At 64.4% G+C, this 14,967-nt stretch carries 14 protein-coding genes; 6 read left to right on the top strand and 8 right to left on the bottom strand.

The features are described 5' to 3' along the window. Nucleotides 1-49: 49 nt before the first annotated feature. Genes kynA through kynB form a run of 3 tightly spaced genes read right to left on the bottom strand, consistent with a single transcriptional unit; the run spans nt 50 to nt 2,850 of the window. On the bottom strand, nt 50-886 hold the full coding sequence (gene kynA / locus ACS7SF_RS04205; RefSeq protein WP_439892691.1) for a tryptophan 2,3-dioxygenase: 837 nt from the start codon (nt 884-886) through the stop codon (nt 50-52). A gap of 40 nt (nt 887-926) precedes the next feature. After that, nucleotides 927-2,180, bottom strand: coding sequence for a kynureninase (gene kynU / locus ACS7SF_RS04200; RefSeq protein ID WP_439891819.1), 1,254 nt, complete (start codon nt 2,178-2,180; stop codon nt 927-929). 40 nt (nt 2,181-2,220) lie between these two features. Beyond that, on the bottom strand, nt 2,221-2,850 hold the full coding sequence (kynB, locus tag ACS7SF_RS04195) for an arylformamidase (protein ID WP_439891818.1): 630 nt from the start codon (nt 2,848-2,850) through the stop codon (nt 2,221-2,223). 159 nt (nt 2,851-3,009) lie between these two features. Here kynB and ACS7SF_RS04190 point away from each other — a divergent pair, with 159 nt between their 5' ends. Beyond that, nucleotides 3,010-3,555, top strand: a complete 546-nt coding sequence (locus ACS7SF_RS04190; RefSeq protein ID WP_439891817.1) for an Lrp/AsnC family transcriptional regulator — start codon at nt 3,010-3,012, stop codon at nt 3,553-3,555. Here the strand turns inward: ACS7SF_RS04190 and ACS7SF_RS04185 are convergent. Next, a complete protein-coding gene (locus ACS7SF_RS04185) occupies nt 3,552-4,130 on the bottom strand; it encodes a flavin reductase family protein (RefSeq protein WP_439892690.1) in 579 nt (192 codons plus the stop codon). The genes ACS7SF_RS04190 and ACS7SF_RS04185 overlap by 4 nt on opposite strands. A 219-nt stretch (nt 4,131-4,349) precedes the next feature. On the opposite strand from ACS7SF_RS04185, the gene msrA reads away from it, so the two are divergent. Beyond that, nucleotides 4,350-4,910: a peptide-methionine (S)-S-oxide reductase MsrA gene (gene msrA, locus ACS7SF_RS04180; RefSeq protein WP_439891816.1), complete on the top strand. Its 561-nt coding sequence runs from the start codon at nt 4,350-4,352 to the stop codon at nt 4,908-4,910. Nucleotides 4,911-4,925: 15 nt separating this feature from the next. On the opposite strand, the gene ACS7SF_RS04175 is transcribed toward msrA, so the two are convergent. From ACS7SF_RS04175 to pdxH, 3 genes are all read right to left on the bottom strand, one after another. Continuing rightward, entirely contained in the window at nt 4,926-6,008 is a 1,083-nt protein-coding gene (locus tag ACS7SF_RS04175) for a DUF72 domain-containing protein (protein WP_439891815.1), read from the bottom strand. 4 nt (nt 6,009-6,012) lie between these two features. Then, the gene (locus ACS7SF_RS04170; RefSeq protein WP_439891814.1) at nt 6,013-7,233 is read right to left on the bottom strand and encodes a class I SAM-dependent methyltransferase; all 1,221 of its coding nucleotides are present in this window, start codon (nt 7,231-7,233) and stop codon (nt 6,013-6,015) included. Nucleotides 7,234-7,435: 202 nt separating this feature from the next. Then, on the bottom strand, nt 7,436-8,074 hold the full coding sequence (pdxH, locus tag ACS7SF_RS04165; protein ID WP_439891813.1) for a pyridoxamine 5'-phosphate oxidase: 639 nt from the start codon (nt 8,072-8,074) through the stop codon (nt 7,436-7,438). Between the two features lie 215 nt (nt 8,075-8,289). On the opposite strand from pdxH, the gene ACS7SF_RS04160 reads away from it, so the two are divergent. The 3 genes from ACS7SF_RS04160 to ACS7SF_RS04150 are packed head-to-tail and all read left to right on the top strand — an operon-like array spanning nt 8,290 to nt 11,691. Next, on the top strand, nt 8,290-8,784 hold the full coding sequence (locus ACS7SF_RS04160; protein WP_439891812.1) for a sugar dehydrogenase complex small subunit: 495 nt from the start codon (nt 8,290-8,292) through the stop codon (nt 8,782-8,784). Then, entirely contained in the window at nt 8,784-10,406 is a 1,623-nt protein-coding gene (locus ACS7SF_RS04155) for a GMC family oxidoreductase (protein ID WP_439891811.1), read from the top strand. Before ACS7SF_RS04160 ends, ACS7SF_RS04155 begins: the two co-directional genes overlap by 1 nt. Before the next feature lies 1 nt (nt 10,407). Then, a complete protein-coding gene (locus ACS7SF_RS04150; RefSeq protein ID WP_439891810.1) occupies nt 10,408-11,691 on the top strand; it encodes a c-type cytochrome in 1,284 nt (427 codons plus the stop codon). An 8-nt stretch (nt 11,692-11,699) separates the two neighbouring features. On the opposite strand, the gene ACS7SF_RS04145 is transcribed toward ACS7SF_RS04150, so the two are convergent. Beyond that, entirely contained in the window at nt 11,700-13,982 is a 2,283-nt protein-coding gene (locus ACS7SF_RS04145; protein WP_439891809.1) for an AsmA family protein, read from the bottom strand. Between the two features lie 81 nt (nt 13,983-14,063). On the opposite strand from ACS7SF_RS04145, the gene tcdA reads away from it, so the two are divergent. Beyond that, nucleotides 14,064-14,966 carry a tRNA cyclic N6-threonylcarbamoyladenosine(37) synthase TcdA gene (gene tcdA, locus ACS7SF_RS04140; RefSeq protein ID WP_439891808.1) on the top strand — a complete coding sequence of 301 codons (903 nt, stop codon included), beginning with the start codon at nt 14,064-14,066 and terminating at the stop codon, nt 14,964-14,966. Nucleotide 14,967 lies beyond the last annotated feature (1 nt).

Raw genomic sequence — 14,967 nt, 5'->3', positions numbered from 1 at the left:
GAGTCAGCCCCGGCAGGGGATGAAACCGGGGATGGACCAACAGCAAAAATCACAAATCCGTCCGCAACTTCCAAAGCTCCGGAAACAGCACCACATCCAGCATCTTGCGCAGATAGCCCACACCTTCAGTTCCGCCAGTGCCGCGCTTGAAGCCGATCACCCGCTCCACCGTGGTCACATGCCGGAAGCGCCACTGCCGGAACGCATCTTCCAGATCGACAAACTTCTCAGCGAGCTCATACAGCTCCCAGTGATGCGTCGGGTCACGATAGACCTCCAACCAAGCCGCTTCCACTGAAGCGTTGTACGTCACCGGCCGCGACCAATCCCGCTCCACGCAATCCGCATCAAACGCAAAGCCATGCCGCGCCATGTAGCGCACAGCTTCGTCATACAGCGACGGCGTTTCCAGTGCGGCCTTCACCCGCTCGTAATGCTCCGGCCGATGCGCATGCGGCTTCAACATCGCCGCGTTCTTGTTACCGAGAATGAACTCGATCTCGCGATACTGATACGACTGAAAGCCCGACGACTGCCCCAGATGCGGCCGCATGGCCGAGTACTCCGGCGGCGTCATCGTGGCGAGCACGTTCCACGCCTGCACCAGCTGATCCATGATGCGCGACACACGCGCCAGCATCTTGAACGCGGGCGGCAGGTTGTCATTGCGCACGCAGTCACGCGCCGCGCGCAGCTCGTGCAGCATCAGCTTCATCCACAGCTCGGTGGTCTGGTGCTGCACGATGAAGAGCATCTCGTTGTGATCCGGCGAGCGCGGGTGCTGCGCGTTCAGGATCTGGTCGAGCGCGAGGTAATCGCCATAGCTCATCGATTTCGAGAAATCGAGTTGGGCGTCATGCCAGCCTTCACCTTGCGCTGCGTGCATGGGGCAGCCCGATGCTGCGGGTTGATTCGGATTCGACATCTCAGGTCACCAGCGTACGTTCGTTGAATTGGGCCGATTGCCATGCGCCGGTTTCCAGCACGTCGCGCAGGATTTCCACGGCATCCCACACATCGGCAAAGCTTGTGTACAGCGGCGTGAAGCCGAAGCGCATGATCTTTGGCTCGCGGTAGTCGCCGATCACGCCGCGCGCGATCAGTGCCTGCACCACGGCGTAGCCGTTCGGGTGTTCATAGCTGACGTGGCTGCCGCGCACCGCGTGGTCACGTGGCGTGGCCAGCGTGAGCGGGAACCCCGCGCAGCGCGTTTCCACCAGCGTGATGAAGAGGTCGGTCAGCGCGAGGGATTTGGCGCGCAGTTCGGTCATCGACGTCTGCGCGAAGATGTCGAGCCCGCATTCCACCATCGCCATCGACGTGATCGGCTGCGTGCCACACAGGAAGCGGCCGATGCCGGCATCCGCGTCGTAGCGCGACTCCATCGCGAACGGACGCGCATGGCCCCACCAGCCCGACAGCGGTTGCCAGAAACGATCACGCAGAGCCGGTGCGACCCATACGAAGGCCGGCGAACCAGGGCCGCCGTTCAGATACTTGTAGGTGCAGCCGATGGCGTAATCGGCGCCGCCTGCGTGCAGGTCCACCGGCACCGCGCCGGCCGAGTGCGCGAGATCCCAAATAGCCAGCGCGCCATGCTTGTGCGCGAGTGCCGAGACTGCCGCCATGTCGTACATGTGCCCGCTCTTGTAGTTCACGTGCGTGAGCATGGTGATGGCTACGTCGTCGCCGAGCGCACCTTCCAGCTCGTCGGGCGAATCGATCAGGCGCAGCTTGTAGCCGTCGCGCAGCAAGTCGGCCAGGCCTTCTGCGATGTACAGGTCGGTCGGAAAGTTGTGCGTTTCCGAAACGATGATCTTGCGATTTGGCGCGTCTTCACGCTGCACGCGGATAGCGGCGGCCAGCACCTTGAACAGGTTGATCGACGTGGTGTCGGTGACGACCACTTCGTCTTCACGCGCACCGATCAGCGGGGCGAGCTTGTTGCCCAGGCGACGCGGCAGTTCAAACCAGCCGGCCTGGTTCCAGCTGCGGATCAAGCCGTCGCCCCATTCATTGGTGACGACTTCCTGCGCGCGGGCGAGCGCGGCTTTCGGGCGGGCGCCGAGCGAATTGCCGTCCAGGTAGATCACGCCGTCGGGCAGCGCAAAGGCGTCGCGCAGCGGGGCGATCGGGTCGGCTGCGTCACGTTCGACGCAGGCGTTTCGAGTGATGGTCATGGTGAATGTTGGGGCGATGAATGCGTTGGTGTTCTGAGAATCAGGGGAGGCTGCGCAGCACAGCGCGCACCGGGCTCGCATCGAGCGCGGCGAATTTGAGCGGCAGGGCGATCAGCTCGTAGTCACCGGCCGGCACGTCGTCGAGCACCAGCCCTTCGAGAATGGCCAGACCGTGTTTGCCGACGGCGTGGTGTGCGTCCATGGTCTTGGAGGTCTGCGGGTCGAGCGAGGCGGTGTCGACGCCGATGAGCTTCACGCCATGCGCAGCCAGCAATTCGATGGTTTCAGGTGCGACGGCGGCAAAGTGGTCGTCCCAGGTGGTCTGCGGCATCTGGGCGTACGTGCGCAGCAGCACGCGGGGCGGGGTGTCCGTCAGCGCATCACGCACGTGTTCCGGCTCAACGCGCGGGACGCCCACGCAGTGGATGACGCGGCAGGGACCAAGGTAGGCATCCAACGGCACTTGCCCGATGGCAGCGCCGTCCGCGTGATAGTGCAGCGGCGCATCGGCATGCGCGCCGGTGTGCGGCGACAGCGTGATGCGCCCGACGTTGACCGGGCAGTCACCTTCGAGCTTCCACGCAATTTCCTGCGAAAACGGCGTGTCGCCGGGCCAGATGGGCGTGGCGGTCGAGAGGGCGGGGCTGATGTCCCACAAAGTGCGTTCCAAGGCGGCTCCGAGGCAGAAAACGCGGGTGAAAAAGCGTGAATCCGTGCCGAAATGATAGGGAAATCCACGCGCAATGGGTTTGCATATTCGTGCGTGTGATTTCCTTGGATTTGCATAAAATTCAACATATCAACGAAATCACGCAAAGAACGACGACAGATGCAACTCGACACCACCGATCTGCGCATTCTCCAGGTGTTGCAGGAGGATGGCCGCATCAGCAACCAGGACTTGGCGGAGCGCGTGGCGCTGTCGCCGTCGGCGTGTTTGCGGCGCGTGCGGATGCTGGAGGAGGGTGGCGCCATCACCGGTTACCGGGCGCAACTCGGCCGGGCGGCGCTGGGGCTGGAGCTGGAGGCCATCGTGCAGGTGTCGATGCGGCAGGACGTGACGGGCTGGCACGAGACCTTCATGGCCGCCGTGCAGAGCTGGCCCGAGATCGTGGCCGCCTACATCATCACCGGGGATTGCAACTACATCCTGCGCGTGCAGGCGCCCACGCTGCAGCACTACTCGGAGTTCATCATCGAGCGGCTGTACAAGACGCCGGGCGTGATGGACATCCGCTCAAACATCGTCCTGCGTACGATCAAGGACCGAGAAGGCGGGCTGGCGCTGCTGATGGAATCGCGCGGTGTGAGACCGTTGGAGGCCGGGGGTGCGGCGGGCGCAGGCAAGCGCCCGAAAAGCATGAAGGGGTGTTAGAGGTCGATATCCGTGAGCGACGAGAAGGCGCCACGGTGGAATATCAGCGGTGCGCTGTTCGGGGCGAGTACGCCGCAGCGCTCGACCTCGCCAACGAAGATGACGTGGTCGCCTTCGTCGTAGCGGCTGCGGTTATGGCACTCGAACCACGCCAGGGATTGCGCGAGGATTGGCAGGCCGGTCGGGCTGAGGGTGTAGTCGACGTTGGCAAAGCGGTCGCCCTTGAGCGTGGCGAAGCGCTTGCACAAATCCAACTGATTGGCCGACAGGATGTTGATGACGTAGTGCGAGCCGCTGTGAAACAGCGGAAACGAATTCGCCTGCGTGCCGAGGCTCCAGAGCACCAGGGGCGGGTCCAACGACACCGAATTAAACGAGCTGGCCGTCACGCCGACAAACGCCGGCTTGCCATGACCCCCTTCCGCGCGCGTGGTGACCACGGTCACGCCGGTGGCAAACTGGGACAGCGCGTGCCGGAAATGCGCAGCGTCAAAATCAGGCGGGGCGGCGCTGCTCTGTTGACGTCGATGTGCCGACGGCTTGCGCGCAGAAGATTCGCTGTCGCGCGCATCCATGGGAATGGCTCCGTGTTGATCCATGCAAACGACCGAAAGTAATGCCCCAATTGTAACGGACGCCCGATAGCCGCGCGGAGGTAGGGCTTTGCGTGATGCCGTGCACACATGGCCGCGCGCGTGCCCACGCTTGTGTCGGCGCCGGTGTCAGCGCCTGTGTCAGGATATGCGCCCTTGGCCGACCAATGGCATCCCATCCAACCCCGCAGGAGAAACAGAATGACTGAACAACGTGCTCTCGAAACCGCCGTCTTGGGCGGAGGCTGTTTCTGGTGCCTGGAGGCCGTGTTCCAGCAGGTGCAAGGCGTGCGCAGCGTGGTGTCCGGCTATGCCGGCGGCCACGTCGATCACCCCAGCTACCGTGCCGTCTGCAACGGCGACACCGGCCACGCCGAAGTGGTGGCCGTGCAGTTTGACCCAGCGGTGATTCCGTATCGCGAGATTCTCGACATCTTCTTCGCCATTCACGACCCGACAACGCCAAACCGTCAGGGCAACGATGTCGGCCCGCAATACCGGTCCGCCATCTTTGCGCAAACGCCCGAGCAATTGGCGACGGCCCGCACGGCCATCGACGAACTCGGCGGCAGCGACGTCTTCGAAGCGCCCATCGTGACCGAGCTGGTGGACGCCGCAGACGGCAAGGTGACCTTCTGGCGCGCTGAGGATGAGCACCAGAACTACTTCCGCGATCACCCGGCGCAGGGCTATTGCGCGTTCGTCATCTCGCCCAAGGTGGCGAAGTTCCGCAAGCAGTTCGCGCACCGCCTGCAGGGCTGAGGGCGGAAACCGAGGCTACGCTGCGTCCGCCGGCAGGCGCGCGGCAATGGCCTCGGCCAGCTTGATGCACGACAGAGGCGACGATCCTTCGGCCTTGTTGCTGACCAGGATCGTTACCTTGCGCCCGGCAGCGAGCGCGGCCACGGCCATGTCGGCCAGCGTCTCGCGCGAGAACGGGTCTTCATCAACGAGCTTGTTGAACGGCTTGTACGCCGCTTCGGCCTGCGCGTAGCGATAGCGGCTGTTCAGGTTCCAGCGCACGACCAACGGGCCGCCCGCGCCCTCATCCAGCAGCGCAACGGCAGCGGCTTGCCGTTCCGCTGCGGGCATCCGCTCATGCAACCCCACGCAATACCGCACGCCGGCTGCGCGCAGCATCTTGATGAAGCGTGGTGTGAGCAGCGTCGCATCACGCAATTCCACTGCATACACGGCATCGGGATTCAGTTGCGGATCGAGCGGCGGCAACGCGGCCAGGAAGGCTTCCAGCCGCTCCACAAAGCCGGTGGCATCCTCGGCTAGCGCACCGAGCGGTGAGAGTTGAAACACCAGCGGCCCGCACCGTACGCCGAGTCCCCGCGTGGCTGGGTCAACAAAATCGCGGATGGCGAATTCGGCGTTCAAGAAGGCGGGATTGGCCATGCGGCCGCGGCCATCCGACTCACGGATCCACGCATCGCACACCGCGGACGTTGCCTTGACGGCAAAGCGGAAATCTTCGGGGACGCTCGCCGCATAGGCCACGTAATCGGCCAGTGGAATCGGCGAATAGAAGCCACGGTCGATGCTGACCGTGCGCAGCAGCGGATGCTGGGCATAGGCCGCCAAGCCTTTGCGCGCGAGCATCGAATCGGAGTACTCGCCGGCATACACCAGCCCATCCCAGCCGGGATACGACCACGACGACGTGCCGATGCGCAGTCCGGGCGCCCCGCGCAGCAGACGCTGCGCAAGCGCTGTCACCTCGGGCGCGACCGTGGCCGGCTGCACGCCTTGTCGTGCAGGTGAACGCTTAGGTTTGGTGGGTTCGGCGGCCGCGTTGTCGCTGGGGACGAGCGGCGTGCCGAACAGATCGTCGATGGGTGGTGTGGTGGTCAAGCAATCAATCGTAGATATAGCGGCGCGACCACGGAATCGATGTCGCCGACTTGCCGGCCTTCTGCAGCACGGTCTGGAAGATCGAGATCTCGTCGGCATCGAAGGCGTGTGCGCAACCGGCCAGGTAGACGCGCCAGATGCGGTATTTCTTCTCGCCGACCATGTTGCGGATGGTCTCGCCGTTGGCTTCGAACCGCTCGGCCCAGTGCTCGAGCGTGCGCGCATAGTGGCGGCGCAGGCTTTCAACGTCAAGCGTCTCCAGGCCACCCTGCTGCGCGGCGGAGAGCGCCAGCGAGATGTGGGGCAACTCGCCCTGCGGGAAGACGTAGCGATCAATGAAATCGCCGCCGCCCAAGGCCGTTTCGCCACCGGCAGGATCGGACGACGTGATGCCGTGGTTCATGGCGATACCGTCATCGGCGAGCAGATCATGCATGCGGCGGAAATAGCCCGGCAGGTTCTTGCGCCCGACGTGCTCGAACATGCCGACGCTGGTGATGCGGTCGAACTGGCCGGTGAGATCACGGTAATCCTGGATGCGGATTTCGATCTGGTCTCCCAGGCCGGCGGCCTTTACGCGTTCGCGTGCCAGGTCGTACTGGTTTTGCGACAGCGTCACGCCCAGGCAGCGCGCGCCGTACTTCTGCGCCGCGCGCAGCACCAGCGCGCCCCAGCCGCAGCCGATGTCGAGCAGCGTCTGTCCGGGCTGCAGGCGGATCTTGGTGAGGATGTGGTCGATCTTCTTGAGCTGCGCCTCGTCGAGCGTCTCGTTGCCGTTTTCAAAGTAGGCGCACGAGTAGACCATGTTCTGGTCCAGCCATAGCTTGTAGAAGTCGTTGGAGACGTCGTAGTGGTATTGGATCGACTCCTTGTCGCCTTCCTTGGTATGGGAGAAGTGGCGCACCACGCGGGCCAGCGCATTGCCGCTCCTGGCGGCCGCCGCGGAAGCCAGCCCGTAGCTCACGCTGATGATGTCGGCCAGTTTGCCTTCTAGGTCGATCTTTTCCTGGACGTACGCTTCGCCGAGGTTGTTGAGTGTGGGGGAGAGCAGGAGCGGCAGGGCGCTGGCTTCGCGCACCGTGAGGGTGACGCGCGGCTGGTCGAAACGGCCCAGCTCGTACTGGTCACCATTCCACAACCGCAGGCGTATCGGGAGGTTGGCGGACTCGCGGATGTCGTGAATCCACTGTTCGAGCTTGCGGTCAATCGCCTGTTGGAAAAACATGTCAACGCCTCCCGGATGTGCACGGTTTCGGGGCTGCCATCGGATTGCCGCCCGAACGGATCACATTAGCTTACGACAAACTTTCCCATTGTGCTGTGCGGGTCTTACAGGCGCTGGCTGCCTCAATCCGCTGGCAGCAAGCGCCATGCCGAGGATGCCGCAATGCGCAATAACGCGTTGCGCTCAGCCGTTCGGATGGGGGTCAGGGCGCGAGGCGGACGATCTGCCAGCTGCCGTCGGCCTGTTTGCGATATTCCAGCCGATCGTGCAGTCGCGACGGGCGGCCTTGCCAGAATTCCAGCCGCTCGGGCAGCAAACGGTAGCCGCCCCAGTGCGGCGGGCGGGGCGGGGTGTCGCCAAAGCGCTGGCTGTATTCGGCTTCGCGTGCCTCAAGCGTGGCACGGTCTGGGACTTCGCTGCTTTGTTCCGACGCCCACGCGCCCAGGCGCGAGCCGAGTGGGCGCGAGTGGTAGTAGGCATCGCTTTCCGCCTCGCTCACCTTTTCGACAATGCCCTGGATGCGCACTTGGCGCTCCAGCCCGATCCAGTGAAACAGCAGCGCCGCACGCGGGTTGGCGGCGAGTTCCTCGCCCTTGTGGCTGGCGTAGTTGGTGAAGAAGGTGAAGCCGCGCTCGTCCAGGTTCTTGAGCAGGACGATGCGGACGGATGGCTGGCCCTGCGCATCGACCGTGGCCAGCGACATAGCGTTGACTTCGGCCACCTCGGCCTTCAGGGCCTCGTCAAACCAGCGGCGGAACTGGCGCAGGGGATTGGCATCCACGTCAGCAATGTCGAGCGAGGCGCGGGCGTATTCGGTGCGGATATCGGCAATGGAAGTCATATGCGGCAAGGGAGCAACGTGCGAACGGGCCGAGTATAGACAAACACGGCCCGCCGCCCTTTGCGCGCACGCAAGGGGCTGGCACGTTTCGCGCTTCGGCTGCGGTTCTGGCGCTCCGTTGTGTGCCGCCTATATTGGCTAGTCAGGGCCGCCCGGCAGACGGCAGCCCAGACGGTAGCCCGATCCCCCCGCAGAAGTTTCAACAGGATGTCGAAATGGCCCCCGGTTCCCATTCTCCTGACACTCCCGACACCCCGGCCGGCCTGACGCGCCGTCAGTGGCTGCAGGGCACGCTGGCGTTGGCTGCGGCCGGGCTGGTGGGCTCGCAGGTGCTGCACGCGGTGGCCCAGGCGCCCGGTGAATCGCTGGATGCGTTCATGGCGTTGTCACAAGCGCTGACGGCGCGGCCGGCACTGGATCGCGCTGTCGGCACGCGGCTGTTGGCGGCGCTGGGCAAATCCAGTGCGGACTTTGCCGGGCAGTTGCGGCCGCTGGCGCAGGCATTGGCGGCGGGCTCGCTGTCGGATGCGCAGCAAAAGACGGCGCTGCAGATTCTGGAAGCGTGGTACGTGGGCGTGGTCGACGGCAATGTCATCACGTATGAGCAGGCGCTGATGTACGGCGTGGTGTCTGACACCTTGGTCATCCGCACGTATTGCCCCAACCAGCCGGGCTTCTGGGCTGAGCCACCTGTCGAGAGGCAAGCCTGATGCCTGATACCCAACAAGCCGCTCAACAGGCGGACATCGTGGTGGTGGGCTCCGGCGTGGCCGGGGCACTGGTGGCGTACGAACTGGCGCGCGCCGGCAAGTCGGTGCTGATGCTCGAAGCCGGGCCGCGCCTGCCGCGCTGGGAGATCGTCGAGCGCTTCCGCAACCAGGCCGACAAGATGGATTTCATGGCGCCGTATCCGTCCACCTCTTGGGCGCCGCATCCGGAGTACGGCCCGCCCAACGATTACCTGATCCTCAAGGGCGAGCACAAATTCAACTCGCAATACATCCGAGCGGTGGGTGGCACGACGTGGCACTGGGCGGCATCCACTTGGCGTTTTCTGCCGAACGATTTCAAGCTGCGCAGCGTGTACGGCATCGCGCGCGATTGGCCGATTCAGTATCAAGACCTAGAGCGTTACTACGGCCTGGCCGAAGAGGCACTCGGCGTATGGGGGCCGAACGACGAGGAGTTGGGGTCGCCACGCAGCCAGCCGTATCCGATGGCGCCGCTGCCGCTGTCCTTCAACGAACGCACGATCAAGGAAGCGCTCAACGCGCACGACGCGAGCTTCCACGTGGTGACCGAACCGGTGGCGCGCAACAGCCGCCCGTACGACGGCCGCCCAACCTGCTGCGGTAACAACAACTGCATGCCGATCTGCCCGATCGGGGCGATGTACAACGGCATCTTCCATGTCGAGAAAGCCGAGCAGGCCGGCGCGCGGTTGATCGAAAACGCCGTCGTCTTCAAGCTGGAAGTCGGTGCCAACAAGCGCATCGTGGCGGCACGCTACAAGGACGCGAAAGGCGCCGAGCACCGGGTGGAAGGCAAGTGGTTCGTGCTGGCCGCCAACGGCATCGAAACGCCCAAGCTGATGCTGATGTCGACCAGCCAGGATTTCCCCAAGGGCGTGGGCAACAGCTCCGATATGGTCGGCCGCAACCTGATGGACCACCCCGGCACTGGCGTGAGTTTCTATGCCGACCGGAAACTGTGGCCGGGGCGGGGGCCGCAGGAAATGACCTCGCTGATCGGCTTTCGCGACGGGCCGTTCCGCGCCACGCAGGCGGGCAAGAAGCTGCACCTGTCGAACATCTCGCGTATCGAGCAGGAGACCGCGCGCGTCTTCAAGGAAGGCAAGCTCATCAAGCCGGCGGAGCTGGATGCGCGCATCCGCGACCAGGCCGCGCGCTACGTGCAGTTCGACAGCTTTCACGAGATCCTGCCGCTGCCAGAAAACCGCATCGTGCCGAGCGCGACGGAGGTGGATGCCATCGGCATTCCGCGCCCCGAGATCACGTATCACATCGACGACTACGTCAAACGCAGCGCGGTCCATACGCGCGAGGTGTACGCGACGGCGGCCCAGGTGCTGGGCGGTACCAATGTCGAGTTTCACGATGATTTCTCGCCCAACAACCACATCACCGGCGCGACCATCATGGGTGCGGACCCGAAGGACTCCGTGGTCGACAAGGACTGCCGCACGTTCGACCATCCGAACCTGTTCATCAGCAGCAGCTCGACCATGCCGACGGTGGGCACCGTCAACGTAACGCTGACCATCGCGGCGCTCGCGCTGCGCATTGCCGATCAACTGAAGAAGGAGGCGTGAGATGAAAGCAGTCGCTTCCTTTTCGTTGCTGTTGCTCACGGGGCTGGTCGCCAACGCCTGGGCCAAGGACACACCGGCCGACGCCGCACAGATCAAGCGTGGCGAATACCTCGCCATTGCCGCGGATTGCGCTGCGTGCCACACCGCGCCGGGCGGCAAGCCATTCGCGGGCGGCTTGCCCATGCAGATCCCGATGCTGGGCACGATCTACAGCAGCAACATCACGCCTGATGAGAAGACCGGCATCGGCAAATGGACCTATGAAGAGTTCGAGCGTGCCGTTCGCAAGGGTGTGGACGATGACGGCGACAACCTGTATCCGGCCATGCCGTATCCGTCGTACGCGAAGATCAACGATGCGGACATGCGTGACCTGTATGCGTATTTCCGCAACGGCGTGACGGCGGTGGAACACCGTCGGCCGCAGAGCACGATCCGCTGGCCGCTGAACATGCGCTGGCCGCTCAAGCTGTGGAACCTGATCTTCCTCAAGAGCGAGCCGTATGTGCCCAAGGCCGACAAGTCACCGACGTGGAATCGCGGTGCCTACCTGACGCAGGGCCTGGCGCACTGCGGCACGTGCCACACGCCACGCGGTTTCGCCATGCAGGAGAAGGCGCTGGACGAGCGCGGCAAGGGCTATCTGGCGGGCTCCACGCTGGCGGGGTGGACGGCGTTCAACATCACGTCTGACCCGACCAGCGGCATCGGTGCCTGGAAGCCCGAACAGCTGGTGCAGTATCTGCGCACCGGCAGCGTGCCGGGCGTGGCGCAAGCTGCAGGGCCAATGGGCGAGGCGATCCAGCACAGCTTTTCGCGCATGACGATGCAGGATGTCGCCTCCATCGCGGAATATCTGCGTACCGTGCCTGCGGTGAGCAATAACCTTGAACGTGCGCGGCAGGATTGGGGTAAGCCCGCCACCGATGTTACCGCGCTGCGCGGCAAGCCCATCGAAACCACCATTGATGCCGCGCGCCTGTATCTCGGCAATTGCGCGACGTGCCACCAGGCGGATGGCCGCGGTACACCCGACGGCTATTACCCGCCGCTGTTGCACAACTCCGCGGTGGGCTCGCGGGATTCGACCAACCTCGTGCAGGTGATTCTGTTCGGCATCGAGCGCAAGGCAGGCGACAAGCACATCGGCATGCCGGCGTTTGGGCGACAGCTCTCCGATGCACAACTCGCCGCGCTCACCAACTACGTGACGCGGCAGTTTGGTGACCCCGCCACGCCGCAGATGACGGCGGAGGCAATTGCGAAGCGGCGGTCAGCGAAGTAAAGCGCGGGTCAACCGCCGGTAGTCAGGGGATCGCGCGTCGCGGGGGCAGCCTGGCGTTGAGGTGTTGCCGCTTGGCCAGCACTGGGCTGGGTTGATTTCAAATCGCCTTCCGGCGTACGTCCCGGTTTATTGCTGTGGTAGGTCTTGCCCGGGGGCGGCGCTGTCGGGCGTTGGCGCACGTCGGCCAGCAGCTTGCCGCACGGGCTATCCGGTGCGGGCTTTAACTCCAGCACCGGCAGCACGGCAGCGACCGGCGCCGCCAGGGCGAGCGCCACGGCACCGCCCGCCCGCAGTGCGATGACCGCCGGGTTGACCGACACGCTCGGATGCTTGTACGTGCCGATGAGGTACAGCGGCGTGCGCAGCGAGAACACGCGCAGCCCCTTCGAATCCGGGTGGATGGTGAAGTCCAGCGCCTCTTGCTTGAAGCTCGTCGCGCCCGTCACGTCGATGACGGCATCCTGCGTGTCCACCACAAAGGTACGCGCCTGCGCCAGCCCATTGCTCACGGCAAAGTCGCCCGCCGCGCAGTTGATGGTGACCTGCTTGTCGCCAAAGAGCTTGGTGAGGATCACGTTGCCGACGTTCAACCCCATGGCTTCGAGGATGAACTTGCTGATAGTGCCTTGCTCCACGAGGATCTTCACCTCGCCGTTGGAGGAGCCGAGCAGCGTGGCCACCGAGTTGCCGGTGGCCGAGAGTCGAGCATCGCCGTTGATCTCCCCCACGCTTGCACGCACAGACTCGATCTTCGGGAACAGCTGCTTGATCTTGAAGTGCCGTGCCGCCAAGGTTGCCCGCGCCTGCAGCGGCGTGGCGTGACCGTCCAGCTGGATGTTGGAGGTGAGTGTGCCGCCCGCAATGCCGAAGTTGAGCGGGTCGAGCGTGAGCACCGCGTCCTGCAGCTTGACGTGTGTGACGAGGTGGTTGATCGGCAGCTCTGCCGTCTGAACGATGCGCTCGCCGGTGAACTTCACGTCGGCGTCGATGGCGTTCCAGCGATTCGTGCGGAACGGCTCGACGGGCAGCACTTTGTCGGCGGGCTGGCGCACGGCCTTTTCGTTGGCTTCGGCGCCGGGGTCGGCACGTCTTGCTTTGCTGGCGTTGGAGTCGGCACCGATGATCGGCGCGAGGTCGGCAAACAGCAGTTGGTGAGAGACCAGCTCGCCGGTCAACAACGGGCGTGGCTCGCGCATCGCGAAGGTGAGTGAGCCGCTCAGGTCGGAGCTGCCCACGCGGCCAGTGAACTTCTCGTAGCGCCAGCTTGAGCCTTGTTTGCGCAGCTCGCCGATGAGGCGGCCGCGTGTGTCGAAGGGCGGCGTATCCGGCAACACCACGCCCGTCAGCGGATACAGGTGCGCCATGCTCGCGCCCGAGAGATGCAGGCGCAGGTCCAGTGCGGTCAGGCTAGCCGGGTTGGTGAGCGTGCCCGCCAGGTCAATGCGCGTTTTGCCGACGGTCACGTCAGCCTGCAGTGGGTAGGGGCGGCCGGCATCCTGCAAGCGCAGCACGCCGCCAGCCTTGCCACTGCCGGTGATAGCTGCGTTGTTGTATGTGCCCTTGACCGTCCAGGCGATGCCATAAGGTTGCTGCGGATCAGGCGCGACCGGGGCCTTGGCGGCCGCATTGGAGGCTGTGGGGCCGGAAGCGGTAGGCACCTGGGCAGGTTGCTCGTCGCTCTTGATGACGGTGCCGTTGGCGGCGGTGTACAGCGTCTGGTTATCCACCGTGTCTACGGTGGCGGCCAGGTGGATGCGCTTGATGTCGTCGTCCAGTGCCAGCGTGCCCCGGCTGAAGGCGATTTCCTGCAACTCCAGCTTCCAATCGGATGGCTTCTTGTCTGGCCCCTCGTTGCCGGTCAGGTCGAACGTCCAGTTGTTGCGATTCTGCTTGTCGCGTTCCAGTGCAATGGCCGGCGTGTCGAGCGTCACGCTGGGAATGACGATGCGATGTGCCAGCAGCGGCAGCGCCTCCAGCACGAACGTGAGCTGATGAATGGTCGCCACATGCGGCTGCTTGGTCCACTCCGGATTGCCGACCGTGATGTCGTTGGCAATCAGCCGCGGCCACGGCACAAACGCACGCCAGCCCGATTCGCCTTCCGGCTTCTTCCAGGTGAGCACGAGGTCGCCGTTGATAGCGAAGGGGCGGCCGATGGCTTGCGAGACGCGATCGTTCAAATAGGGCTTGGCGCGGTTCCAGTCGAACGTCAGCACAAAGATGACCGCCGCCGCCACGATGACGATGGGTGTGATGACCAGTCCGAGGGCGAGCTTGCCGGGTGTACGCATCGTGTTTTTGTTGGGATTGGCACAAAAATGCGACTGCGCACGTTGTTATATAGTTCGGCGCAACCACGATTTCATTGTGTCATGAGCCAAGTAGCAATCAGCGCGCCCGCGCATCCGCCCGTCCTCGATGATGAATACGCCCGCCGGTTTGGCGGTGTCGCGCGGCTCTATGGTCCGCAGGCGCTGGAGCGTTTTGCGGCAGCGCACGTTTGCGTGATCGGCATCGGTGGCGTGGGTTCGTGGGTCGCTGAGGCGCTGGCGCGCTGCGGTATCGGCAAGATGACGCTGATCGACCTCGATCACATTGCCGTCTCCAACACCAACCGCCAGATCCACGCGCTCGGAGACGCCTATGGCATGGCCAAGGTCGACGCCATGGCGGAGCGCATCCTGCAGATCAATCCGCGCGCGGAGATCAGCCGCATTGATGACTTCGTGACGGTGGAAAACGTCGAGGCACTGCTCGGCCACGCGTTCGACTACGTGGTCGACGCCATCGATGCGGTGAAGGTGAAGACGGCCATCCTCGCGTTCTGCAAGCGCACCGGCAAACGCGTGGTGACATGCGGCGCTGCCGGCGGGCAACTGGACCCGACGCGCATTCGCGTGACGGATCTCACGCGCACGATTCAAGACCCGCTGCTCGCCAAGGTGCGCGGCAACCTGCGCCGCCAGCACGGCTTTTCGAAAAACCCGAAAGCCAAGTTCGGTATCGATGCCGTGTTCTCGGATGAGCCGCTGCGTTACCCGGAGCCGGAGCAGCAAGCCTGCGCCGTTGCGCTGCCGGTCGAGTCGAGCCACGCCGGCATCGACGACCTGGCTGCGGCGGGGGAGATTGAAGTGGTCAACGCCCCGCCTGCGCCTCAGCCCACGCAGGGGCCGCAGGGCCTCGCCTGCGCGGGCTTCGGTTCATCCGTGTGCGTGACGGCGGTGTTCGGGATGGTGGCAGCGTCCACGGCGCTGCGCGCGATTGCCGCCGTGTAAC

The sequence above is a fragment of the Ralstonia sp. 25C genome (genome assembly GCF_051904805.1).
GTDB lineage: Bacteria > Pseudomonadota > Gammaproteobacteria > Burkholderiales > Burkholderiaceae > Ralstonia.
The sequence above is the reverse complement of the archived record's forward strand: the minus strand, read 5'-3'. Positions and strand labels throughout refer to the sequence as shown.

Coding starts and splice junctions, on each gene's coding strand:
- kynU (WP_439891819.1), bottom strand. CDS start 2,180: ATGACCATCACTCGAAACGCCTGCGTCGAACGTGACGCAGCCGACCCG.
- ACS7SF_RS04145 (WP_439891809.1), bottom strand. CDS start 13,982: ATGCGTACACCCGGCAAGCTCGCCCTCGGACTGGTCATCACACCCATC.
- msrA (WP_439891816.1), top strand. CDS start 4,350: ATGACTGAACAACGTGCTCTCGAAACCGCCGTCTTGGGCGGAGGCTGT.
- ACS7SF_RS04190 (WP_439891817.1), top strand. CDS start 3,010: ATGCAACTCGACACCACCGATCTGCGCATTCTCCAGGTGTTGCAGGAG.
- ACS7SF_RS04155 (WP_439891811.1), top strand. CDS start 8,784: ATGCCTGATACCCAACAAGCCGCTCAACAGGCGGACATCGTGGTGGTG.
- ACS7SF_RS04170 (WP_439891814.1), bottom strand. CDS start 7,233: ATGTTTTTCCAACAGGCGATTGACCGCAAGCTCGAACAGTGGATTCAC.
- pdxH (WP_439891813.1), bottom strand. CDS start 8,074: ATGACTTCCATTGCCGATATCCGCACCGAATACGCCCGCGCCTCGCTC.
- ACS7SF_RS04185 (WP_439892690.1), bottom strand. CDS start 4,130: ATGGATGCGCGCGACAGCGAATCTTCTGCGCGCAAGCCGTCGGCACAT.
- ACS7SF_RS04160 (WP_439891812.1), top strand. CDS start 8,290: ATGGCCCCCGGTTCCCATTCTCCTGACACTCCCGACACCCCGGCCGGC.
- ACS7SF_RS04150 (WP_439891810.1), top strand. CDS start 10,408: ATGAAAGCAGTCGCTTCCTTTTCGTTGCTGTTGCTCACGGGGCTGGTC.
- tcdA (WP_439891808.1), top strand. CDS start 14,064: ATGAGCCAAGTAGCAATCAGCGCGCCCGCGCATCCGCCCGTCCTCGAT.
- kynA (WP_439892691.1), bottom strand. CDS start 886: ATGCACGCAGCGCAAGGTGAAGGCTGGCATGACGCCCAACTCGATTTC.